Source organism: Absiella sp. AM09-50 (genome assembly GCF_003433845.1).
Lineage (GTDB): Bacteria > Bacillota_I > Bacilli_A > Erysipelotrichales > Erysipelotrichaceae > Hoskinsella > Hoskinsella hominis.
Genome location: NZ_QVFI01000039.1, coordinates 1 through 23884, shown reverse-complemented (window position 1 = coordinate 23884; position 23884 = coordinate 1). Strand labels below are relative to the sequence as shown.

The 23884-nt window shown below is 34.7% G+C and carries 24 protein-coding genes and 4 tRNA genes; 13 read left to right on the top strand and 15 right to left on the bottom strand.

Annotation, left to right across the window (positions count from 1 at the left end; all coding sequences use genetic code 11):
• Window positions 1–136 precede the first annotated feature (136 nt).
• The 3 genes from DW114_RS19590 (at window position 137) to DW114_RS19580 (ending at window position 1894) form a co-directional block, all read left to right on the top strand.
• Entirely contained in the window at window positions 137–1381 is a 1245-nt protein-coding gene (locus DW114_RS19590; protein WP_117455845.1) for an HD-GYP domain-containing protein, read from the top strand.
• Window position 1382: 1 nt separating this feature from the next.
• Window positions 1383–1763, top strand: a complete 381-nt coding sequence (crcB, locus tag DW114_RS19585) for a fluoride efflux transporter CrcB (RefSeq protein WP_117455843.1) — start codon at window positions 1383–1385, stop codon at window positions 1761–1763.
• Window positions 1764–1818: 55 nt separating this feature from the next.
• Window positions 1819–1894 (top strand) — tRNA-Thr (locus tag DW114_RS19580).
• 49 nt (window positions 1895–1943) lie between these two features.
• On the opposite strand, the gene DW114_RS19575 is transcribed toward DW114_RS19580, so the two are convergent.
• The 3 genes from DW114_RS19575 to DW114_RS19565 form a co-directional block, all read right to left on the bottom strand.
• The gene (locus DW114_RS19575) at window positions 1944–2363 is read right to left on the bottom strand and encodes a DUF3788 domain-containing protein (protein ID WP_117455841.1); all 420 of its coding nucleotides are present in this window, start codon (window positions 2361–2363) and stop codon (window positions 1944–1946) included.
• A 91-nt stretch (window positions 2364–2454) separates the two neighbouring features.
• Window positions 2455–2841 (bottom strand): nuclear transport factor 2 family protein, encoded by a 387-nt coding sequence (locus DW114_RS19570; protein ID WP_117455839.1) that lies wholly within the window; start codon window positions 2839–2841, stop codon window positions 2455–2457.
• A gap of 5 nt (window positions 2842–2846) precedes the next feature.
• On the bottom strand, window positions 2847–3248 hold the full coding sequence (locus DW114_RS19565) for a hypothetical protein (RefSeq protein ID WP_117455837.1): 402 nt from the start codon (window positions 3246–3248) through the stop codon (window positions 2847–2849).
• Window positions 3249–3553: 305 nt separating this feature from the next.
• Between DW114_RS19565 and DW114_RS19560 the strand changes: the two genes are divergently transcribed.
• The 3 genes from DW114_RS19560 to DW114_RS19550 all read left to right on the top strand — a co-directional run bounded on the left by DW114_RS19560 (window position 3554) and on the right by DW114_RS19550 (window position 5822).
• Complete coding sequence (locus DW114_RS19560) at window positions 3554–4525, top strand: nucleoside hydrolase (protein ID WP_117455835.1); 972 nt, start codon at window positions 3554–3556, stop codon at window positions 4523–4525.
• Between the two features lie 18 nt (window positions 4526–4543).
• Window positions 4544–5110 carry an ECF transporter S component gene (locus tag DW114_RS19555; protein WP_117455833.1) on the top strand — a complete coding sequence of 189 codons (567 nt, stop codon included), beginning with the start codon at window positions 4544–4546 and terminating at the stop codon, window positions 5108–5110.
• Window positions 5111–5189: 79 nt separating this feature from the next.
• Window positions 5190–5822: a metallophosphoesterase gene (locus tag DW114_RS19550; protein ID WP_117455831.1), complete on the top strand. Its 633-nt coding sequence runs from the start codon at window positions 5190–5192 to the stop codon at window positions 5820–5822.
• 285 nt (window positions 5823–6107) lie between these two features.
• Here the strand turns inward: DW114_RS19550 and DW114_RS19545 are convergent, their stop codons facing one another.
• From DW114_RS19545 to DW114_RS19525, 5 genes are all read right to left on the bottom strand, one after another.
• Window positions 6108–8693, bottom strand: a complete 2586-nt coding sequence (locus DW114_RS19545; RefSeq protein ID WP_117455829.1) for an ABC transporter ATP-binding protein/permease — start codon at window positions 8691–8693, stop codon at window positions 6108–6110.
• 15 nt (window positions 8694–8708) lie between these two features.
• Window positions 8709–9329, bottom strand: a complete 621-nt coding sequence (locus DW114_RS19540) for a TetR/AcrR family transcriptional regulator (protein ID WP_158552360.1) — start codon at window positions 9327–9329, stop codon at window positions 8709–8711.
• A gap of 110 nt (window positions 9330–9439) precedes the next feature.
• A complete protein-coding gene (locus DW114_RS19535; RefSeq protein ID WP_117455825.1) occupies window positions 9440–10027 on the bottom strand; it encodes a histidine phosphatase family protein in 588 nt (195 codons plus the stop codon).
• A 14-nt stretch (window positions 10028–10041) separates the two neighbouring features.
• On the bottom strand, window positions 10042–11061 hold the full coding sequence (locus tag DW114_RS19530; protein ID WP_117455823.1) for a uridine kinase family protein: 1020 nt from the start codon (window positions 11059–11061) through the stop codon (window positions 10042–10044).
• A gap of 1 nt (window position 11062) precedes the next feature.
• Window positions 11063–11599, bottom strand: coding sequence for an ECF transporter S component (locus DW114_RS19525; protein ID WP_117455821.1), 537 nt, complete (start codon window positions 11597–11599; stop codon window positions 11063–11065).
• A gap of 290 nt (window positions 11600–11889) precedes the next feature.
• Between DW114_RS19525 and DW114_RS19520 the strand changes: the two genes are divergently transcribed.
• Window positions 11890–12693 carry an endonuclease/exonuclease/phosphatase family protein gene (locus DW114_RS19520; RefSeq protein WP_117455819.1) on the top strand — a complete coding sequence of 268 codons (804 nt, stop codon included), beginning with the start codon at window positions 11890–11892 and terminating at the stop codon, window positions 12691–12693.
• 5 nt (window positions 12694–12698) lie between these two features.
• A complete protein-coding gene (locus DW114_RS19515; protein ID WP_117455817.1) occupies window positions 12699–13070 on the top strand; it encodes a MerR family transcriptional regulator in 372 nt (123 codons plus the stop codon).
• Window positions 13071–13101: 31 nt separating this feature from the next.
• On the opposite strand, the gene DW114_RS19510 is transcribed toward DW114_RS19515, so the two are convergent.
• A complete protein-coding gene (locus DW114_RS19510; RefSeq protein WP_158552359.1) occupies window positions 13102–13812 on the bottom strand; it encodes an HAD family hydrolase in 711 nt (236 codons plus the stop codon).
• 62 nt (window positions 13813–13874) lie between these two features.
• The gene (locus tag DW114_RS19505) at window positions 13875–14408 is read right to left on the bottom strand and encodes a hypothetical protein (RefSeq protein WP_117455813.1); all 534 of its coding nucleotides are present in this window, start codon (window positions 14406–14408) and stop codon (window positions 13875–13877) included.
• A gap of 242 nt (window positions 14409–14650) precedes the next feature.
• Between DW114_RS19505 and DW114_RS19500 the strand changes: the two genes are divergently transcribed.
• The 4 genes from DW114_RS19500 (at window position 14651) to DW114_RS19485 (ending at window position 19832) form a co-directional block, all read left to right on the top strand.
• Window positions 14651–15244: a TetR/AcrR family transcriptional regulator gene (locus DW114_RS19500; RefSeq protein WP_117455811.1), complete on the top strand. Its 594-nt coding sequence runs from the start codon at window positions 14651–14653 to the stop codon at window positions 15242–15244.
• 13 nt (window positions 15245–15257) lie between these two features.
• On the top strand, window positions 15258–17333 hold the full coding sequence (locus DW114_RS19495; protein WP_117455809.1) for an efflux RND transporter permease subunit: 2076 nt from the start codon (window positions 15258–15260) through the stop codon (window positions 17331–17333).
• Window positions 17334–17348: 15 nt separating this feature from the next.
• Window positions 17349–19514: a hypothetical protein gene (locus DW114_RS19490; protein WP_117455807.1), complete on the top strand. Its 2166-nt coding sequence runs from the start codon at window positions 17349–17351 to the stop codon at window positions 19512–19514.
• Window positions 19515–19622: 108 nt separating this feature from the next.
• A complete protein-coding gene (locus DW114_RS19485) occupies window positions 19623–19832 on the top strand; it encodes a zinc ribbon domain-containing protein (protein ID WP_117455805.1) in 210 nt (69 codons plus the stop codon).
• 18 nt (window positions 19833–19850) lie between these two features.
• On the opposite strand, the gene DW114_RS19480 is transcribed toward DW114_RS19485, so the two are convergent.
• From DW114_RS19480 to DW114_RS19465, 4 genes are all read right to left on the bottom strand, one after another.
• Window positions 19851–20207: a hypothetical protein gene (locus tag DW114_RS19480; RefSeq protein ID WP_117455803.1), complete on the bottom strand. Its 357-nt coding sequence runs from the start codon at window positions 20205–20207 to the stop codon at window positions 19851–19853.
• Between the two features lie 52 nt (window positions 20208–20259).
• Complete coding sequence (locus DW114_RS21840; RefSeq protein WP_207732766.1) at window positions 20260–21261, bottom strand: DUF2812 domain-containing protein; 1002 nt, start codon at window positions 21259–21261, stop codon at window positions 20260–20262.
• A gap of 468 nt (window positions 21262–21729) precedes the next feature.
• A tRNA-Gly gene (locus tag DW114_RS19470) sits at window positions 21730–21803 on the bottom strand.
• Between the two features lies 1 nt (window position 21804).
• Window positions 21805–21880 (bottom strand) — tRNA-Asp (locus DW114_RS19465).
• A gap of 400 nt (window positions 21881–22280) precedes the next feature.
• Between DW114_RS19465 and DW114_RS19460 the strand changes: the two genes are divergently transcribed.
• The gene (locus DW114_RS19460) at window positions 22281–23309 is read left to right on the top strand and encodes an RNA-guided endonuclease TnpB family protein (RefSeq protein ID WP_158552358.1); all 1029 of its coding nucleotides are present in this window, start codon (window positions 22281–22283) and stop codon (window positions 23307–23309) included.
• A gap of 324 nt (window positions 23310–23633) precedes the next feature.
• On the opposite strand, the gene DW114_RS19455 is transcribed toward DW114_RS19460, so the two are convergent.
• A tRNA-Ser gene (locus tag DW114_RS19455) sits at window positions 23634–23724 on the bottom strand.
• Window positions 23725–23884 lie beyond the last annotated feature (160 nt).

Genomic DNA, 23884 nt, shown 5'->3' with positions numbered 1-23884 from the left:
TAAAGACAAAATCAATTTGGTTTCATTAAGACATTATCATATTCGAATCATATACTTCCGCTTAAAAATGGTTGAAGTCCTTTTGTTTATGAGATGTTTCTGTTATAATGGAAACGCATAAAATGAGGAAAATTCTATGAAGATTATAAATGACAGTGAACTTTTACATATTATCCACAATACGCTAAATGAAATTGATGAAAGACTGATCGACCATGGATTTCGTGTAGCGTATTTATTACGTGAAATGATGATACAAGATGGAAGCTATTCTGAAGAAGAAATCAGAGATATGAGTATGGTTGCCATCCTGCATGATATCGGCGCATATAAAACCGATGAAATTGATGCGATGTTAGGTTTTGAATCCAGGCATATATGGAAGCATGCTGTTTATGGGTATTTGTTTTTAAAATATTTATCTCCGTTAAAACAACTGTCTTCCGTGGTACTTTATCATCATGTTCCATTTCAGGATTATGGACTGTATGATATCCCCTATCCTAAATTAACACAAATGCTGCATCTGGTAGATCATTGTGATCTGTATCTGATACGTAAGGAAAAATTTCCTGATGATTTCCATGATCGTTTATCAACCGAAGAATATGATCCTGAATTAACTGCCTTATTGAAAAAAACTGTTCAAAAAAGTAATGTTGTGGAAGTCATTACCCATGAACATCATGAAAACAGATTGATGGAGGAATTACATTTTAATGAACAGGAGATTCTGCAGTATATATCATTGATCAGTTATTCTATCGACTTTCAAAGTAAACATATGGTTGCACATACGATAACCACAACCAGTATCTCTAAAACACTGGGCACACTTTTAAAACTTTCGGATATACAGATACAAAAGCTTATGTATGGTGCCCTTCTTCATGATATTGGAAAAGTCGCAACACCTGTGAGCATACTAGAAAAACCAGGCAGATTAACTGCCAGTGAAATGAAAATTATGCGGGAACATGTTACACACTCTATTCATATTCTGAAAGGTACCATGGATAATGAAATCGTACAGATTGCTGTCAGACATCATGAAAAATTAAATGGAAAAGGCTATCCTTATGGTTTATCAGAAAAAGATTTAACCTTAGAACAGCGTATTCTTGCGGTCGCGGATATCTTTAGTGCTTTAAGTGGTAAACGAAGTTATAAAGAAGCATTCGATAAACAACAAATGATGCATATTTTATACCAGATGGCTGATGAAGGTGCCATTGATTCCACAATTGTGGATATATGCCATGAACATTTTCATACCATTATGGAGAATATTGAAACAGATTGTATTCCTTTGTTGTCAACATATCATCATATCGAATATGAGTATGAACATATTTTACAAGTAATTGGAAAGAAGGGCTGATATGAAAGCATTTTTATATGTAGGATTGGGTGGTGCCATTGGCGCAATGGCTCGTTATGGATTTTCTATGATTTCCATGAAAGCTGCCATTCCCATCAACACACTCCTCATTAATATATTAGGTTCTATTCTCATTGGTTTTATTGCACAACTTGCCTTATCATCTCATGTATCCCCACAACTTGTGTTACTGATTAAAACAGGTATCTGTGGTGGTTTTACAACGTTTTCCACATTCTCTTTAGAAACCTTTCAACTAATTGAGAAAAAAGCATGGCTACCAGCTGTTTCCTACATCTTCACTAGTGTCATGTTATGTGTGATTGGGGTATCTTTGGGAATGTATGGTGCCAGTTTACTGACAAGGAAATTTTCGCTTTAACTATGTACATTGATTTTGCATTGTGCTATAATAAATTCGCTTTCAAAAGCGATAGGCCGACTTAGCTCAGCTGGTAGAGCAACGCACTCGTAACGCGTAGGTCGGGGGTTCAAGTCCCTTAGTCGGCACCATATAAGAAAATGAATCAGTACCCATATCAAGTACTGATTTTTTTATATATTATGATACCTTTGTGAATTTCGCTGATAATACAATTTTAGCATCTTCATAATGCTCTTGCGTTAATACACGTTCATGTATCCATCCACCATCTCCACAAGAATACTTATTTATAATAAGCTCTTTTGTGTAGGGCTGTACCTTTGAAAAAATTGTATCAAACTGATTATTTGATAATCTTACCATCACTGTAAAAGCATTTCGTTCAGGAAATACGTTACAGATGAGTTTCTTTTTGATACGATGGGCAATACACCAGCCATAATGATTTCCATATGGATAGGATAATTCTTGCCGAGTATGGTAGGTTGTTGATAACCACTCATTAAACAACATAAACAATGCTCCACAATCGCCACAATACGCCTCCATTTCTTCAATAGCTGGTTGTTTACTTTTCTCAAGCATTCTTTCATACATAATCATGTTCTCCTTTATGTATCGTGAATTTCATACGTATTTCTGTATAAGTTGTGCCATCATAGGTATAGGAAAATACTTCCTGTTTTTTCTACTTCGGCAATGGTATGGATATCTTTTTTATTGATGTACCAATATGTTTTTCTTTTCGCCATAAAGGAGGTTCACCATCATCTCCCCAATACTCGTCAATGCATTCAATTTTATCATCTTTTACTTTTATAAAGGAAGTTACATGAAAAGACAGCTCTGTGGAAAACACATGTGTCACTGTGATAATCACTTGATCTATCCTTTCTATTCTTTCAATCTTGCCATCCCATTTGCCCGGATATTCACAATTCGCCTGTATGAATTCATTCAGTGTAAATTCTTCATTGGTATTATGCCATCGAATGACTGCATTTTCATGAAAGTATGAGCGCATGAGTACAGGATTTTGTTGAAGTGTTGCTTTCCAATAATTTTGTATATCCATATGGTTCACCCCTCTATCGTTAAATCATATAAATCATCAAAGATATCTGAAAATTCAAAAGAAATAATATGCGTATCATCTAATGTTTGATTACAATAGGAACATTGTCCATCATTATTTGACAACAGCAAAATAGAAGGTGTTCCCAGTGCAGGCAACAGTGTTTCTTTATTTTGATCAGGGAATATGCCATCATCACGAAAGGCTTCATCCTCTAATAAAAAATCCATAATTTTTGATAAATACAGGTGATAAGCAGATGCAAGCTTCATCGCATATTCTGCATTTTCATCTGTGTATTCATCCATCATAAAATCAATATTCTGAATGGTTGCTTTATACAATTGACTGTCATTATCATATTGAAAACCATCAATGGTTTCCGATTTATGTTCTGTATGTTTCATAATGTCTCCTTTTTATTTATGTATTATATGTCATTATACCATGACTATCGTGTTTCTATAAATGAAATATGCATATTTTCTCTTGTTTCTTCTGTAAGATATACAGTAAATTTTTTTAGAAATGTATCATTTAGACTTTACGAATTCCTGTCTTTTATGGTATAAAGAATACGCACTGGTTCCTTACCTCCCAGTATAATCATAGGCAAACGAAATGAAATAATAGATTTATAATTTTTTTATAAATGCTTTTTTTCATGACCTTGCTTATTGGTAAGGTCTTTTTTTTGAATGGAGGAGTATTTATGAAAAGAAAAGTAATCATCGATTGTGATCCGGGTATTGATGACAGTCTTGCACTCATGCTGGCGTTATCATCGGATGAGATTGAAGTTATAGGCATTACCATTGTTTGTGGTAATTCGCCTGTTGAAATGGGTTTTGAAAATGCTAAAAAGATATTAGCACATATGCAGCGTCTGGATATACCGATATTTGTGGGCGCTGATAAACCCTTAAAGAAAACTTTCTGTGATGCTTTAGATACACATGGAGCCGATGGTCTTGGTGAAAGCTTCTTAAAGGATATTCCTGGATATCATCAAACAATGGATGCTGTCACCTTTTTATCAAAAACCTTAAAGAAACAATCCTGTTCCATCATCGCTTTAGGACCTTTGACCAATTTAGCTCAGCTTATTTCACAGGATGTGGAAGCTTTTGATAAAATAGAACAGCTTGTTTCCATGGGTGGCAGCTATAAATCTCATGGTAATTGTTCTCCTGTCGCTGAATACAATTATTGGGAAGATCCTGAAGCTGCCCGTCTTGTTTATCAACAAATGGCAAAAACAAAGAAACAAATACATATGGTGGGTTTAGATGTCACACGCAAAATCGTTCTTACGCCAAACCTTCTTTCCTATATGGAACGATTGCATCCTGAGAAGGGAGCATTTATAAGAAAAATCACCAAGTTCTATTTTGATTTTCATTGGACACAAGAACATTTGATTGGCTGTGTGATCAATGATCCCCTTGCTGTCGCTTATTTTCTTTTTCCTGAATTATGTTCTGGATTTTCATCTTATGTACAAATTGAAACAGATGGCATATCAAGAGGACAAAGTGTTGTGGATGCCTTTCATTTTTATCGCAAAGAGGCTAATGCAGTCATTTTGACACAAGTGGATGTAAAAGCCTTTTTCCAATTATTTATATCCCGTATATTACATCTGGATCTTGCACAGATTGATCTTTTGGACACACTCATATAAAGAAAGGGGTTTTTATTTATGAAGTCAAAAATTACAGTATATCATATCAGCATGATTGCTTTTGCGATTGTTATAAATCTGGTTGGTGGTCAAATTGCTTTAATGCTAAAACTTCCAATATATTTAGACAGTATGGGCACTATCTTTATCGCAGCTGTTTATGGTCCTTTTTATGGTGCTATGCCAAGTATCTTAAGTGGCTTGATTTTAGGAATGACATCAGACATCTATGCTTTGTATTATGCTCCTGTTGGTATCCTTTTAGGAATGTTAGTCGGCATTGTCTGGAAAAAGAAAAAAGATAATCTTGCATGGGCATTTCTCAGTGCGCTTTTTGTGACAATTCCAACTTCTCTGATATCAGCCTGTATCACCGCATACCTTTTTGGAGGCATTACATCTTCAGGCTCCACATTTATCGTACAATTATTAGCCAAAACACCATTAGGATTAACACTGAGTTGTTTTATCGTACAGCTATTTACAGATTATTTAGACCGTATCATCAGTATCCTGTTGATTAGTTCCCTATTACATAAACTTCCACAAAGCTTTATTTATAAGATAAAACGACAAGCGGATTAATGCAAGGTTTTTATGTACAACCATTGCACGTTTGTATCTTTTCGATTATAATACGCATAGTTATAAAAGGAGTGATACGATGCGCTACTATATCGCTGATTGCCATTTTTTCCATGCTTCTTTAAATACCAAGATGGATAAACGTGGATTTGAAAGTGTAGAAGAAATGAATGAATATATGATTCAGCAATGGAATAAAAAAGTAAGAAAAAATGATGAAGTTGTTATTTTGGGGGATTTATCCTGGGGAAAAGATGATGAAACAAATGAACTGTTAAATCGATTAAATGGGCGTTTATTTCTGATTATAGGAAACCATGATCGATATCTGAAAAGTAAAGATTTCCATACAGAGCGCTTTGAATGGATCAAATCATATGAAGAATTGTCAGACAATAATCGTAAAGTGATTTTAAGTCATTATCCTATCATGTTTTATAACATGCAATATCGTTTAAATAAAGAAGGTCAGCCAAAGACTTATATGTTGTATGGACACGTGCATGATACCCATGACCAGCGCTTGATAGAACAATTTCAAGATATTACAACCTCTACGATCGTACAAAATCCTGGAGGTGAAGAAGTACATATCCCATGCAATATGATCAATTGTTTCTGTATGTATTCTGATTATACACCTTTGACATTAGATGAGTGGATTGCATGTGATCAAAAAAGAAAAGCAGTAAGCACAAAGTTAAGTAAATAACTTCATGCTTGCTGCATTTCTTTATTAACCATGTGAGGGCGTACCAATTCTTTTCAACAATTGGTAATCAATCATCAATCATACAAATTACAGAACCATAACCAACTTCAACTTTTAAATACGAATATTTATTTTCTTCTTTTTTAAGTGGCTTTCATACATCGAAATTTATAATTGCTTTTTTACCTAGAGTTTTAGATTTTTTGATTTCTATAGGATGAATTTTCCCATTTGTTTTAGTCAAAGTTTTAAATAAAACCCAATCGTATAGATTGGGTAATGCTTTTACTCTGTACGCAGAGCTTCCACAGGATCCTTCTTTGATGCGATTCTTGAAGGAATCAATCCTGCGATGGTTGTTAGTAACAGGGAAATCAAAATCAGAATGACACCACCTGCAACTGGTAAAGATGCGATATTGGTTACACCAGTTAAGTTTTCCACAATGATACTGATTGGAATATCTAAAAGTACTGTAACACCGATACCAATACATCCAGATATCAATCCAATGATAAATGCTTCCGCATTAAATACATGAGAAATATCTTTCTTGCTGGCACCAATACTTCTTAAAATACCAATTTCCTTTGTTCTTTCTAATACAGAAATATAGGTGATAATACCAATCATAATACTAGAAACGATCAAAGACACACTGACAAAGGCAATTAATACATAAGAAATCATATCTATAACGGTTGTGACAGATTCCATCATAGTGCCAACGATATCATTATAACTGATAACATTTGCATCTTTTCCATCAGCCTTCTGTTTTTCATTATAGTCGTTGATTAAATCTGCGACGGCTTCCTTATCATCAAAACTTTTTGCGTAAATATTCACACTGCTTGGAGAATCCAGATCAATTGCGCCAAGTTTTTTCAGGTTGCCATCATAGGTAGAATTTAATGCATCATTATAACTGTTGATAAACTGAAGACGTTCCTCCTCACTCATCGTCATTAACTGCATTTTTTGTTCATCACTTAAGGTAGAAAAATCCATTTTCTTATCATCTGAGAATGCTGTTCCGGTAAAGACATTGATTTTCTTATCAGCCTTTTGTTCCTTAACGATATCCGTATTTTCCACATGAGAAATCACATATTCCTGAAGTTCATCTGTATAATAAATACCACCTTGTTCAGACTTGCTTAAAGCACCTTCTTTCGGCTGTATGATACCAACGACTTTGATATCCTGTCCATTATCCACAACCTTCTTCAAATATGCTTCATCATCGCTGCGATCAACCCAGATTCCGTTTACTTTTTCATATAAATCTGTGTTTAGAATTAATTTAAACTTCATATCCAGTAGTTCTTTTGTTGTATAAGAGCGTTGTTTCCCAGCTTCTATTTCTTCTTTGTTTTGTAATGCCTTGAAGTTTTTCGCAAGCTCTTCCTGATCCATCAAGCCTAATGAATATAAAGTATAATCACTGATTTCTTTATTAGAATCAACTGCCAGTACCACTTCGTTATATGCTTTTGGCCATGTCCCATCGACAAGTTTATATTCATCATCACGCATTGTTTTTTCACTAGGCAGTTTTGCCCACACTTCATTGCCCATACCCATACTGGAATCACTGGATCCCATGAAGCTGCTGGCATCCATTGCTTCTTGCAGACCTAATGTTTTCATCAACTGATTAGGGGATACCTGCACAAGTCCAGCTGCCCCATTTTCATTAAATACATTTAGTGTCAATGGATATCCATATTCAATCGCTTTGGTATGCTCCTGAAACTTAGAATCTGTGCTTTCTAGATATTCTTTAAATGCCGCAAGATTGTTGTTGGTCATCTTATCAGACATGGTTTCCAGGATATCATTGATCATTTGACGGGAATAGATTTTATCATCATTGTGTGTTGTTTCTTTTTCATGCATTCCCATCATGGTTTCCATCATGACACTCATATCCATGGAGTTATCCTGAATCGTGATTGGATAAGAAGATAAGGTATCTTTTTCCACACCATCAATATAGCTTTGTACCCCATTGGATAAGGATAAAATCAATGCGATACCAATGATACCGATACTGCCTGCGAATGCTGTTAAGAAAGTTCTTGCTTTTTTGGTCATTAAGTTATTTTTACTTAAGGATAAGGCTGTCGCAAATGACATGGAGGTATATTTAATTTTATCCACAGCAGCTTGTATTTTGCTTTCTTTTAATGCATAAGGATGACTGTCATCCACAATTTTACCATCTAATAAACGGATGATACGCGTAGAATATTGTTTTGCCAAGTCCGGATTGTGAGTTACCATGATTACTAAGCGATCCTGTGCAACTTCCTTCAACAGATCCATAATCTGAATACTCGTCGCAGAATCTAATGCTCCGGTAGGCTCATCTGCCAATAAGATATCAGGGTTATTAACCAGCGCACGAGCAATCGCCACACGCTGCATTTGTCCTCCACTCATCTGGTTTGGTTTCTTATATATTTGATCCTTTAGACCTACTTTTTCAAGTGCTTCTATTGCACGCTGTTTTCTTTCTGCTTTGGATACACCAGATAATGTCAGTGCAAGTTCTACGTTGGATAATACATTTTGATGTGGTATCAGATTATAGCTTTGGAATACAAAGCCGATGGAATGATTACGATAAGCATCCCAATCCTTATCTTTAAAATCCTTTGTGGATTTTCCATTGATGATCAAATCACCGCTGGTATATTGATCTAAGCCACCTATGATATTCAACATGGTTGTTTTTCCACAACCGCTTTGTCCTAAAATAGATACAAATTCATTTTCCCTGAAGGTTAAGGATACACCTTTTAATGCGTGAACAGTTTCATCCCCACTCACATAATCTTTTACTATATTTTTTAACTGTAACATAAATGCTCCTTTCTTTTATTTGCAGTTTTTCCACATATCACTCAGATAGCGAAACAATTGTTTTCTTTTTATTTCATTTGCCATACAACTATCTTTACCTGTTATGACCTCTGCCAGCAGATGACTCATCAACAAGGACATCAAAACTTCTGATGCACTCTCACAATCCATTGCCTTTAGTTCACCTGAATCTATACGTTTTTGAAATAAGGCAGGCAGCCAGTGTTTTCGCTCTTCCAAGATATCGATTAATTCCTGTCGCTCAATCAGTTTCATCGCTTCTCCATCTTTAATCAAAATTTTGATGATATCCACATGCTCTAATACCACACTGTGTAAATGATGATACAGCTGTTCAAGGACTTCTTCGATAGACATTTCATCATAGATTTCAATATCTTTTGTTAATGCAGTACTCATCGCCAGCACATGTTCTTTTACCATTACCTGAAGAATTTCCTGTTTTCCACCTGGAAAATAGTGATACAATAAACCATCTGCCATATGAATCTGTTGATTGATCATACGAACAGATGTTCCTTCATAGCCTTTGGACGCGAATAGCGTCTGTGCTGAGGCAAGTAGCTTTTTCCTTGTTTCTAAAGCCTGTTCCTTTCTTGTATTTGATGATGTCAATGGGACACCTCCATTCATTCAACAATTGTTCAATCAAATTATACACGCATTCCTGATAGAAATACCCGCATGAATATGTGAAAACAAAAAAACAGAACAAATGTTCTGCTTTAATCCAGTTTCAAATCTTTAAAATCATGATTGATGATTTCCTCAAGTGTAAAAGTATCATTTTCAAACGCAAACTTCAATATACAACAATTGTATAAACGCTCTTTGACATTGACAGAAGATGTATGCTCCCAAGCACGCATAAACTGACGACAGCTGGCACCATGTGATACAGCAAGTACACAGTTATGATCATCCTTACGCATAATATCGAGCAGTGTTTTAGATACTCTTTCACGCAACTGCATTTCTCCTTCTCCTCCATATGCCACAAAGAAATCACCATAAGGAAGCTTTGGATTTAAATCCTCACTTTCTCCTTCAAATGTCCCAAAGTTCCATTCCTTCAGACCTTTGACACGTGTATAAGGTTGTGATGTGATAATTTCAAGGGTATCACATGCACGCTCTGATGTAGAAGCATATGCATGATCAAATGTAATATCGTGATCCTTAAAATAAGCCGCTGCTACCTTAGCCTGGGCAATGCCCAGTGGTGTTAATGGTGAATCACACCATCCCTGAATCTTTCTTCTTACATTAAACTGTGTCTGACCATGACGCATCAAATATAATATCTTTTTCATTTATATCCCCTTTCTTAAAATGTAGTTGTATCAAGTATGAAATCTGCTTGATTTCTAATATCAAATGTTTCAAAATAAGTATTTTCCATTGGAATCCATTCATGAACAAATCGTTCATATAGATTAGGAGAACGCTGTTTTAAACGCTGTAACTGTACCTCGCGTTCACAATATAAAAAGATTTTTATCGCATCCATTTGAAAATAAGGATGGTGGGCATAACTGCCTTCAATCACGGAATAAGGCGAATACTTAACTTTCACCTCTTCCTTTAATGATTGACTCATGCAATCGTATGGCTGGTAAATGACATCCTTTTGATGTCGCAAAGATGAAAGAATTTCTTTATCAAAGCGTTCGTAATCGACATTGCCACCAGGTTTTGATAAACGTTCTCCACTTTTTTGTTCCGGGCGAAGAAAATAATCATCCATGTGAAATATATGAACTGGGAATAACTGGGCAAGGGTATGCGCAAGTGTTGATTTCCCACTTGCACAACAACCATCAGTCATAAAACAGGCATGTGCTTGTTTATGAAGCGTATCATGGATTTGCTTGTATACAGGAAAAAAATCCACATAAACTTTTGGCAGTATTCGATAATGAGGATGATATGCATTGGCATATGCAACACTGTGATGCATACTGTTTTCAAGTGCATCTTCTATTTGTGCTGTGGAAAAATATGTAGATAATTCATTTTTTTCAATCAGTGCACGCACAAGGGATACATCCTTTTTGATATGCTTTGTTGCCGTCACAAACATATGATTCCATAAGGATAGATCCCGTTCTTTCATCATGGCTAGTGGTACCCGCACATAGCCATTGCCAATTGGTTGAAGCTGCTCACTTGTACACGTACACGCTGCCTTTTTTTCTTCTTTTAAATATTGTAATGTTTGTATTTCATCTTCCACCATATGTTCCCCACCCATACCTGCCTGTATGATCAACTTTAATATATCCTGGGGCTGCGTATGGGGATGAAGCTTTTTCTCTAATGTTATTGCGTCTAATATATCAAACATATTACACCTTTTGTTCAAGATATTTATTATTTACCTTTCGTAAGAGTACCACAATCGATGGTAAAAATACCAGTTGAATCACAATACCTGGTAATGCTGTCACAAATGCTGCGGATATAAATACCTGTAAAGAGTACTTACCAGCCGCAAAAATCAAACCATTCAATATTCCATAAAACAACCGGCCTGAAATCATGGCAATGATCAATTGCACATAAGTACTTGTTAATTCATTTTTCAAATGTACTTTCTTTGACATCCATCCTGTCATAAAGCCATACATTGCTAATTCACAAATCATCCCCGGAAGGATTGGCGCAGATGGCATTCCAGTTAAAACACTGGATAAAACAGGCACCAGCAACCCACATAATAAACCATAATAAGACCCACACAACAGTCCACATAACAAGACTGGAATATGCATTGGTAAAAAGATACTTCCCGCATTTGGTATCACATGTAATGCCATTGGCAAAATCAGTCCTATCGCAATACATAATGCACAGAATACCATATTTCGAATATTTTTCGTCATAATCATCGCTCCTCTTTTCTTTAAGTATAAAGTAAATCACAATCTATGTAAATCATTTTACAATTGCTTCCATAGTGTAACAGTTGAAGTGCACTCCAAGTCAAGTAAAAAATATTTTTTTAAATTCCTTGACCTGGAGTTTACTCCAGGTGTTAAGCTTAATACAGACAGATATATACCACAAAAGGCTTCTATGAATATCTGTTTTTACATATTCTATTTAAGGATACCTTCACAATTATACATAGAAAATCATGTTATAATAGCTATGCGAAAGGAAGTGATGTTATTTGAAACGTAAATTCTTTATATTTATGATGATCCTGATCATTGTGATACCCTGCTTTTTCTTATGGCGGCAGCATTGTCGTAACTATACGCTTCAATATACAACACCTTCTTCTCAAGCAGGGATGCCTGATCAATTGCGTGTGGCAACCTATAATGTAAAATTATTAAATCATGGAGAGGATTTAGATAAGTTCGCCAAGGAAATCAAAGCTCTACAGCCTGATATCTTATGCCTTCAGGAAGTAGATCAAAATGCTTTACGCAGTGGCAATATGGATATGGTAAAAGAAATGGCAGAAGCATGTGACATGCCTTACTATCATTTTTTTCAAACGATGTGGATCATCGATGGATACTATGGCATTGGGATTTTAAGTCGCTATCCAATCACAGAAGTATCCTCTACACAATTACCCAATGAATTATTAAAAGAACCAAGAGTATTAGGAAAAGCAAAAGTGGAAATTCATCATCGTATCATTCAAGTCTATCTTTCTCATTTAAGTTTTAAAGAGCGTGAAGCCAGAAAAAAACAGATTGCATTTATTTCCAAGGAAATACAAAATACGACAGATACTTTGTTTCTGGGTGATTTCAATACTTTCCAAGAATCTGATTTCTTTTCCATAGATGGTATGCAGGCAGTAAATCATTTTAAAAATCCTTTCATCACCTTTCGGGATTTTGGTTTTCCAGACAATATATATTATTCCAATAACTTTACGCTAACACATGCGGATACCATTCCCTCCTCATTCTCTGACCACAACATATTATACTGCGATTTAAAAATAAAGGAGTGATCTATATGACAATTGCAGAAGTAAGTAAATTAGTTGATTTATCAAATGACACCCTGCGTTATTATGAACGTATCGGACTAATTCCACCTGTTCACCGTAATAAAAGCGGTATCCGTGATTATGATGAAGAAGATATTCGATGGGTAGAATTTATTAAATGTATGCGTAGTGCTGGCTTACCAATTGAAGCATTGATTGAATATGTTAGCTTATTTCGACAAGGGGATGACACTGCGGATGCTAGAAAAGCGTTACTGATAGAACAGCGTTCCCTGTTAATTAAACGTATGGAAGATATGCAGGCTACCCTTGATCGTTTAGATAAAAAAATTGAACATTATGAACATATCACAGCGATAGAAAAAAGCTTAAAATAAAGGTACGAGTAGAATTTTCGTACCTTTATCTTTAAATATTCAAATATGCTATAACCTGAGCTAATGAACCTGCATCTGTATCAAGACCACTTTCATCACCAATTTGATAATCTTTTACAAGATAGGTTGGTATTTGTAAAGAGGATGCTGGAACAATATCTTCTTTTACATCATTTCCAATCATCACACATTCTGCAGGCTGTAAATTACAGTTCTCTAGAATTTCTTTATAATAATCAGGATTTGGTTTACAATAATGAGATATTTCATATGTCGTGATATAATCAAAATCATCCTGTGTTAAATCAATCCAGCTTAATCTAGATAAAACAGCTTCTCTTGGAAAGATTGGATTGGTAGCAAGAATTACCTTATGCCCTGCCTGTTTCACTTTTTCCACAATATCCTTAGCGATATGAGAAGGTGCTGTGGCAGCTTTCGCATCATGAAATTCATTCTGATAAAATCCTAATAATAAAGTATTTAACTGTGCTCGATCATGGTTCAGATCACTTGCCATCACCTGATCAAAACCTTTCCAGAAGGCTTCTTCATTACTTTTGGTACCATTATTTCCAACCATATGTTTTAAGCCATTCCAAACACCTTTGATGGCTTTTTCTCCATCATAGCCAAGTTCATAAAACTTTTTGCCCAACAATTTCAGATAACATTTTGTGAAATAATCGTTATCCATTGGCAATAAAGTACCATCTAAATCAAATAATACTGCTTTTACCATGTTAATTCCTCCATACATATAGAGATAAGGATATCACTTTTTCCTAATTTTCGCAATGTGGTTTAAGCGATATAAGTATCTACAAATTTTAAAATACGTGTTTCTGTCTGCGTAAAAACTTCTTCAGGAATTTCTTTTACGCTTTTTTTCTTTTCCTGATAATAAACACCACGTAAATTACCACGGATGAAATATCCTTTATATGAAAACATGAATTTAGCATAAATCCCTGTTTGACCGTTTTCCTCCACACCTTTATAAATCACTTTGATGATTTTACCATCATGCTCTAACTGTTTACGTATCGTTTTTTCTCTAGGCTTCTTATTATGAAACATCAAGCGTTGACGCTCTTTTGTGATTTTTACACGTATGCCATTAACTGAAAACTCTAAAATATGATTATCTTGTAGAAGTTTTGAAGAGATACTACATTCATTTGCATGTCTTTCAAACATTTGTTTATTCAAAGGATAATCGGCATAAGAAAAAGTCTGAGCACATGCGATCTCAGTAGTTTTTGTTCTGGTAATTTCAAAGCATCCAACACCTGCTAATAAAATAATCATGAACCAAATCAAATACTTCTTTTTCATTACAAACCACCCTTCACTATATAATCATAACATACTTTTGATATATAAATGGTATAAAATAACAAAACTGTCATTTATTTTTTTACAACCCTGTATTTTTACTATTTTAGACAAATTAAAAAAAGTGTATAGATGAATTTGAATGTAAGCGCATAGCATTTATTGACTGTTGGTCATTTTTGCAATATCCTAAAGTACGTCAAGAAAATGACTGTTAGTCAATTTAAAGAGGTGATTCGTATATGCAAAGTAAGGTTTCGTTAAATAAAACGGAAAAGAAAAGACGCATAGAAGAAGCTGCAATCAATTTGTTTGAACATGATGACTTCAATAAAATTTCTATTGATCAAATCGTCAAAAAAGCCAGAGTTGCGAAAGGTACTTTCTATTTATATTTCAAAGATAAAGTACAGCTAACCAACCATCTGATTATCAAATACAGTTCCCTGCTGATTGATGAAGCTTTAGAAAAAGCCAAAGAGGCGAATATTGATGATCGTGTAGAAGAATTGATTTTCCTGATTGATTATGTTGTGGAATTTTTTAAGAAGAATCCCGCAAGAATCAAGGTCATACAGAAAAATCTATCTTGGAGTCTTATCTCTGACAAATTAAAAGACAGTGACACCTATGAAGTCAGCAATCATTTAGAATGCTACAGTGATTTTCTGGTCAGTCTTGGTTATACCAAAGACGAAGCATTTCAACTGATATTCATGATCATAGAACTGGTATCCACCCTTTGCTATTCCAGCATCGTGTTAAAACAGCCAGATGATATCGATCATGTGAAACCATTGCTTTACGATACCATTCGTAAAATGATTCAAAGATAAAGGAGGAGAAATGATGAAAAGCAAATTAAGTCAATTCATCGTAAAAAAGCGTAATCTGATTCTTGTAATCGCCATTTTACTGCTGATTCCAAGTGCAATCGGATACGCCAGAACCAAAGTCAATTATGACTTATTAAGTTATCTGCCTGCGGATGCAGAATCCATGATTGGACAAAAATCCTTAGGAGATGATTTCCAGTTAGCAAGTACAGGTATGCTGGTTGTTGAAAATATGCCAGATAAAAATGTTGAGAATTTAAAAAAACAAATTGAAAAAATTGATGGTGTGAAAGATGTATTATGGCGTGGAGATGTCTTAGATATCGCTATACCAAAAGAAGTACTTCCCAAAGATATAAAAGAAATGCTGTATTCTGATAAAGGAACCTTAATGATTATCACCTTTGAAGAAGACAGTGCTTCTGAAAGAACCATGAATGCGATTCATGAAATCAAAGGATATAGCGAAAAAGAATGTTACCTTGGCGGATTCTCAGCTGTATCTGAAGATATCAAAGACTTATCAGAAAAAGAAACCCCATTATATGGAATAACCGCAATTATCTTATGTATGATTGTTTTATTTATGGGACTTGAATCAACGATAGCTCCTTTCATCTTCGTTGCTGGTATAGCCTTCCCTGTTGCATATAACTTTGGTACCAACGTATTTTTAGGGGAGATATCTTATATTACCAAAGCACTTGCCTTAGTCTTGCAGCTTGGTGTAACAATGGACTACTCCATCTTCCTGTTGCATCGATACCAAGAAGAAAAGAAGAAAACAGATGATCGTGATGAAGCAATGTCAAATGCCATTCAGGCAACATTTACCTCTATCACTTCCTCATCCATCACAACCATTGCCGGTTTCTTAGCATTATGTGCAATGCAGTTAACCCTTGGTAAAGATATTGGTATCGTTATGGCAAAAGGCGTTATATTTGGCGTATTGTCCACAATCATCATTCTGCCATCCTTATTGATGCGCTTTGATAAATATATTGAAAAATGGAAACACCCAATCATCTTAAAAGAACCAAAGATGTTACCAGGTTTCCTTACAAAACACTATAAATCCATTTTGGTCATCTTCTTAGTTTTATTTATTCCTATGGGTTACGCACAAAATCATACAAGTGTTTACTATGATCTAAGTGCAAATATGCCACAAGATTTCGCAAGTATTATTGGCACAAATAAATTAAAAGATCAATTCCATATGACAACGACCCACTTCTTGCTGGTAGATGAAAATCTGGAGAGTTATAAGATCAAAGATATCTGCGATCAGGTAGAACAATTAGATGGGGTATACAATGTTGTATCCTACGAAAGTCTGATTGGTGGAGGTATTCCTCAACAATTTGAACCAGATGCTATCAAAGATATATTAAATAACGGTGGTAAGAAAATGATATTGGTAAACTCTACGTATACTGCCGCAACAGATGAAGAAAATGAGCAATTAGACAAGATTGATCAGATTATGCATCAATATGATAAACATGCGGTTATCGCTGGTGAAGGCTCCTTAACAAGAGATTTGATTACAACAACCGATATCGACTTTAAGATGGTAAACATCTTATCTGTTTTAGCAATCTTCTTAATTATTGTCATTACCTTTAAATCATTTGCATTACCGGTTATTCTGGTCGCTTCCATAGAATTTGCTATTTGTATCAATATGGGTATTCCATATTTCACAGGAAGTGTGCTGCCATTCATAGCTAGTATTGTCATTGGCACTATCCAATTAGGAGCTACCGTCGATTATGCAATTTTAATGACCACCCGATACAAAGAAGAACTATTAAATGGTAAATCCGTCATAGAAGCCGCAAAAGAAGCTGCCGCAAAATCTGCGCCAAGTATCATCACATCTGGTTTATCCTTCTTTGCTGCATGTATTGGGGTATCCTTTATTGCGAAAATGGACTTGATCAAGAGTTTATGTACCTTGATTTCACGAGGCGCAATTATTTCTATGCTGGTCATCTTGCTGGTACTTCCTGCATTATTGATCGTATGTCACAAATTTATTGAAAAAACAACAAAAGACTGGCCAAAAGCCAATTTAAAATAAGAGAGGTAGAGGAAAATGAAGAAAAATGTAAAAGTATTAACTTGTACAATGTTAAGTATGATGCTGGCAAACTCTGGTCTTGCTGTCTACGCAAAAGATGGTGATGATACAGATACTACAAAAGATGAAACCATCTATGCGATTCTAAACAGTGATGGCACTGTGGAAGAACAAATTGTCAGCAGCTGGCTGCACAATGATCATGGAATCAAGAATATTAAAGAAAATCTGGATATCAAAGATGTTAAGAATGTAAAAAGTGATGAGAAGCCAAATATTTCTGGAAATACCTATACATGGGATTCAGAAAGCAACGATATCTATTATGAAGGAACTACAACGAAAAAACTGCCTGTAAACGTAAACGTCACTTACAAATTAGATGGCAAAGAAATCAAAGGTAAAGATTTAATTGGAAAAAGTGGAAAACTAGAAATCCATATCCAAATGAAAAATACACAGACAAAAGTAGTAAATATCAATGGGAAAAATACTAATATTCACCCTTTATATGTAGGTGCAGGGGTTGTTGATTTAAGTAGTGACCATTTCAAAAATGTAAAAATTAATCATGGAACTGTTTTATCTGAAGGTAATAATCAGGTAGTAGGTTTTGTAAGCATTCCTGGTCTTGAAGATACTTTAAAAAGTAGCAATATTGATCCTGAAGCTGTAAATTATAGTGATGAATATGTTATCGAATGTGAAACAAACGATTTTGAACTAGGACCAATTATGGTAACTTTCACACCAGAAGTTCCTTTAGATAAATTGAAAGATATTGATTCTTTTGATGATTTAACAAAAGGTTTAAATGACTTAACAAGTGCAAGTGAACAGCTGTTAGATGGTACAACACAGCTTGCGGATGGTACAAATACGTTCAATTCCAAGATGAAAGAATTAGTAGATGGTGTCCCTACCCTGACAAATGGTGTGGATACATTGAAAAATGGTACAGGACAGCTGGTTAGTGGTTCTACTGCATTATCTTCTAATTTAAATGTGTTACAGAATGGATTATCACAGGCAAAGGAAGGCACATCTGCCTTGGTGAGTGCAACTGGTTCTATGAATGAGCTGGTGGATGGAATCAAACAAGTCAATGGCGGAAATACTGCTTTGGCAGCTGGTTTAAAAGATGGTAGTGCTCAATTAAACAGTTTATTAACAAGTGATATTTATCAATCAGTAGCAAGCAGCTTATCTGGTTTACCAGATGAAATAAATAGCTTGGAAGCTGGTTTATCCCAGTTAGCAAATGGTGTTGGACAACTACAAGCTGGATTAAGTACCGTAGATGCTAATGGAAACAAAACAGATTTGGCTGTTGCAGAAGAAACTGTAAATCAAGTCGCTGCGCAATACGCTCAAGCTTGTGAACTTGATGCTAATAGCCAAGAATGTGGTATTTATAAATCATTAAAAGGTGTTACCGGTGCTTTAGATAATACAAGAGATGGAGTCAATACATTAGCAGAAGGTGTACAAGGATTAGCATCTAAACAGCAAGAATTGGAAAATTTAAAATCACTAGCAACAAATGCCTCAGGTTTATTAAGTAAGGTAAATGATCTTTCTAACAATCTGAATACAGCTGCTCAATCTGCAGAAACTTTAGCTGCCGGCACAAATCAATTAAATGAAAAAGCTGGTGCATTGTTACAATTAAATCCTTCTTTACAAAAACTAGATGGTGCTTTAGGACAATTACAGAATGGTTCTTCTCAATTATATACAGGCAGCCAGACATTAACACAAGGTATTCAAAGTGCAGATCAAGGTGTTGCACAGTTACAGGGTGGTGCGAAAACAATAACAAATGGTGCTGGACAGTTATATGATGCAAGCAGCTTATTGGCAAGTAAAACAAAAGAATTAAACAATGGTATGAGTACATTCAAAACAAGTGGTATTGATGAAATGAACCGCCGTGTAACTTTAACAGTTGATGATATTAATCAGATTCTTGCGATCAAAGATGAAATCATCAAAGAAAATGAAACACAACATACCTTTACAGGCGCTCCAGAAAACAGTGAATCAAAAGTAAAATTCATTTATAAAACTGAAGAATTGGAAAAAACAAAAAAAGCTGATACAGAAAAAACCACAACAACAGAAAGTAAAAAAGAAAACTTCCTTGATAAAATCGGCGATTTCTTTAAAAATCTATTCTAAACATTAGACACAGAAGTTAAAAAGCTTCTGTGTTTTTTTTCGCAAAAGATATCTTGTCAACAAAAGATAGCATGATATAATTAACCTACCATAACAAGGAGGTACCTCATGGCTAAACAACAATATATTTGTCCAAAATGTGGCAATACGCACTATGAAAGTGATCAGTTTCAAGCAACTGGAGGAAATTTTTCAAAAATATTTGACGTACAAAACAAAAAATTTGTGACAATTTCTTGTACAAGATGTGGTTATACGGAATTATATAAACGTGAAACTGATGCAGGTTGGAATATTTTAGACTTTTTGACAAACTAAAAGGGCATATGCCCTTTTTCATTGATAAATCGCAGTATCATCATTTGTTTCTTCCAATAACTCTCTAGCCTTTTGAAACTTTAAAACCCATGGTATGAGCTGTAATAAAAAAATTGAAAACGCTAAAACTTGAAAATGCTTTGTATAAACAGAAAAAACATTACAGATGAAAGGAAACATTGGTAAAAATGCACTCGCCTCGATCATTAGTAATATCGCTGCTATTTTTATTTTAGAATATTTTTTTACTATTTTTCTTGCATCCGCAATATTTATGTGTAATACATAATGAATTATAAGAAAAATTACTGCTGGAAAAATAATAGATAATGCTTCCGTAATCTGCCATAGTACTACATAATAAAATATCAGCATCTTTTTCTCCTTTTCAAAAAACGCCATGGAAATAATCCAATGGCGTTTTATTTTATTGTTTTAATTCAACCAGTTTTCGATTGATTTTTAAATAAACTCTGCTATAGATTGCGAAAATCAACAAAATGATAATGCTGATTGTGATACTAATAATCAAAAATATAGAATCTACACGTCCTGTTTTTGAGTTTAAGAAGAATAAGAACACACCCATACATACAAGACATGCAATCATCATCGCAAGCAGAGAACGCCAGGAACTCAGCAAACGACTATATAATGCTACACGTGATACACGGTCACTAAAAATATGTGGTTCTATTTCATCTTCTTTGACTTCTGTACGGAAATAATTCCACATACCATCAAATTCACCTTTTTCACTATAGATTTTTTCCCAGCCAGCATCTTTATAATTGGTTTCATAACGAGAACCTTCTCGTTTATCTTTTTCATAATATCCTAAATGATAGAAGTAATTTTTACTTTCACCAGTCTGGAAAACATATTGAATTCCAGCTTTCTTTACGAAATGCATCCCTTTTAATGACATTTCATGCAGATATTTAGCTTCTTCTTCCATATCGGACACAAAAAATAATTTATATTTTTTGACTTCTCCTGGAGCTAATACAACCTTTTCAGGCTTAAATTCATCCTTTTCTGCTTTCTTTTCTTTGAGCTGTGTGTGAACTTTTTTCACAACAGCGCCGCCTTTTTCTTTGATCTGGTCAACAGAAACAACCGGTTTCTTTCCTGATGCTTCTCTATTTTTGACCCATGTTTCTTTTTTCTCTAACAGGTCTTTACCTGCAGCTGCTGTTTTATTTTTCAATAATGATGCTTTTTCTTTCACTGATTTTAAAGCATCATTCACTTTTGCTTTATTTTTTTCTGATTTTATTTGTGTATTCGTGACTTCCTGAACTGGTTCCTGTTTTTCATCATCAGCATCGTCCAGTAGTTGTGTTTCTGCTCTTAATTCTTCTATTAATGTATCGCCATCCACAAGTTCTTCTGTGAACTGATCCTTCTCTAATTCATTTTTATTCATAACAGGACCTCCTAAATCGTACCTTTTAAATTTATCATGTAAAAGTTTTGATGTCAATGATTAAAAAGTCCTTATTCATACGTTCATAGTATTATTTTCATTCTTTTTAAAGCATTGATTTTCAAACATTCTTAGATTAGAATATCTTACCTTGTTGTATTTTTTAGTGCAAAAGGCATTCCTATTAAAGACCACATCAGCATTTTAAGAAATGATCCTCTATTATCTTCTCCTATATAAAACGTTTTCTTATATTCAGGAAAATCTTTTTCTTAATAACCTTTTTCTTTTATTTTCCTGTCCAGTGTAAAACGCGAACACATAACATGCCTTTTTAAGTAAATCGTGGGGAGGGTCCATCTTGGTCCGCCAACCTTATTAAGATGGTAGAACAAACCTTGCCTTTTATATTCCCCTCATCTGCAACAAAAAAGACCTTTGCAGGTCTTTGTATAAGTTTAATTTTAATGGAGCAGATGAGGGGAATTGAACCCCCGTATCAGCCTTGGCAAGGCTGTGTTCTACCATTGAACTACATCTGCATGGCGGTCCAGATGGGACTCGAACCCACGATCTCCTCCGTGACAGGGAGGCATGTTAACCACTACACCACTGGACCATCATTTAGTTTTTCGTTCACGCCTTATTTCCTTAGCGCTCGTATATAATACCATGGGTTTAAAATTTTGACAACCCCTTTTTTGAAATTTTTTTAAATTTTTTTGATTTTTTATTTTTGTTCAATCATAGACACGAAAACGATGGATTAATCACATTGTGAAAAATTGTCTTTCCTTCATCTAAGGCATATTTTTTGCGATAAGCAAAAAATGGTTGCATGTGATTGATTTTCAACTTTATGTATATAGCAACAAATTCTAAAGAAACCTATATACAAAAAAAACTGCCAAAATTGTATGTTTTATGAACTACATATAGGTTTTTTTAATTTTTTTTACGATTTTTTAGGATTTTCAGAATTTTTTACGTATGTATATAAGTGTAAGGAGGTGAATCTAATGTATCTAACGATCAAGACAAATTTAAAAATTACCCCATGGGCCATGGATGTTATTCAACGATATGGAATTATCTATCATAAAGAATTTGAGCGATTAATTCATCTATATCAACAAGCCGGCAAAATCATTTTCATAGGATATCGTGAAATCAATAGCGAAATTGCATTTCATTCTAAAGAACAATTAATACGCCTTGCGCAAACATTCTATGAGATACGTAAAAAACATGCTACTGCACAATATCATCGATTATTTGTACTATCGGCCAGATCATTTCAATTGAAAGATGATGAAGTACTTATGGAATTTGGCAGAGGCTTTATGAAATATCCATTGCGATGCACAATTCTTTTGAATGATCATCAAAAACAAATGCTGCGACAACACGAAGTTCTGCGCATGGATGTCTGTAAGGAAAACAAATATTACGTTGTACGCTTTATTCTCAAAACTGAAAGTATCTTGTCACAACACACACAGGAAAATGAAATTTCCATGGGAATTGATCTTGGGATGAAATGTCCTGCCGTATGTTATACAAGTGATGGAAAAATTAAATTTGTAGGAAATGGAAGGCAAATGAAATATGAATTTCGCAGAATCAATTTACGATATCGTAAACTGCAAAAATCAAACAATCCTGTAAAACTAAAAAATTATGGACACAAATTACATAACTACAAAAAGCATATCGATCATTGTATATCAAAAGATATTGTAATGTATGCAAAGCAACAAAATGTCACTGTTATTCGTTTAGAAAAATTGTTAAATCTTCAACAGAAATTCCATCGACACGATATGATTTGCTGGTCCTATCAGCGATTAGCTAATTACATTGAATATAAAGCCAATCTAGAAGGAATTCGCGTTGAATATGTAAATCCTTATCTGACAACAAAAAGATGCCCCAAATGCGGCAAAATCAATAATGTCAAAGGTCGTGATTACATTTGCAACTGTGGTTTTCACAAACACCGTGATTTAGTCGGTGCCATGAATATTCTTCATGCACCTAAGGCCTGATGGCCTGCCCCAAAAGCTAATATGCTCTGTTTGGGGATTGGTTAGTACGCACCTGAGTTCACGCGTGGCTCATAAAAAGCGTTCCGGGGTTTGAACTCATGTGCTTCGGCACGGTGAAGATTTCATCTTCACTAACACAGAGCTGCCATTTTTAAAACGGCAGCTCTGATGTATTTATTTTAAAATTGATTTTATTGTTTATAACAGCGATACAAAAACAGGTATTGCTGAAGTCAACAGGGCGCGAAACGTTTTAAGGTGCGAGAGATTGTACGTTTGTTACTCCGCATGAAAAAAACATCCTTGCGGATGTTATTTGTTCATTGGCGGAGTAGGAGAGATTTGAACTCTCGCGCCAGTTTCCCGACCTATACCCTTAGCAGGGGCACCTCTTCAGCCTCTTGAGTACTACTCCAGTGTTGACCAGTAGAGCAACGACAAAACGTCTGATTTCCTACTGCCATAAAAGTATAACATAGACATTTTTAAAAGTCTAGCTTAATTTTCAATAAATCGCAAAAAAATATGATTCGAATATGATAATGTCTTAATGAAACCAAATTGATTTTGTCTTT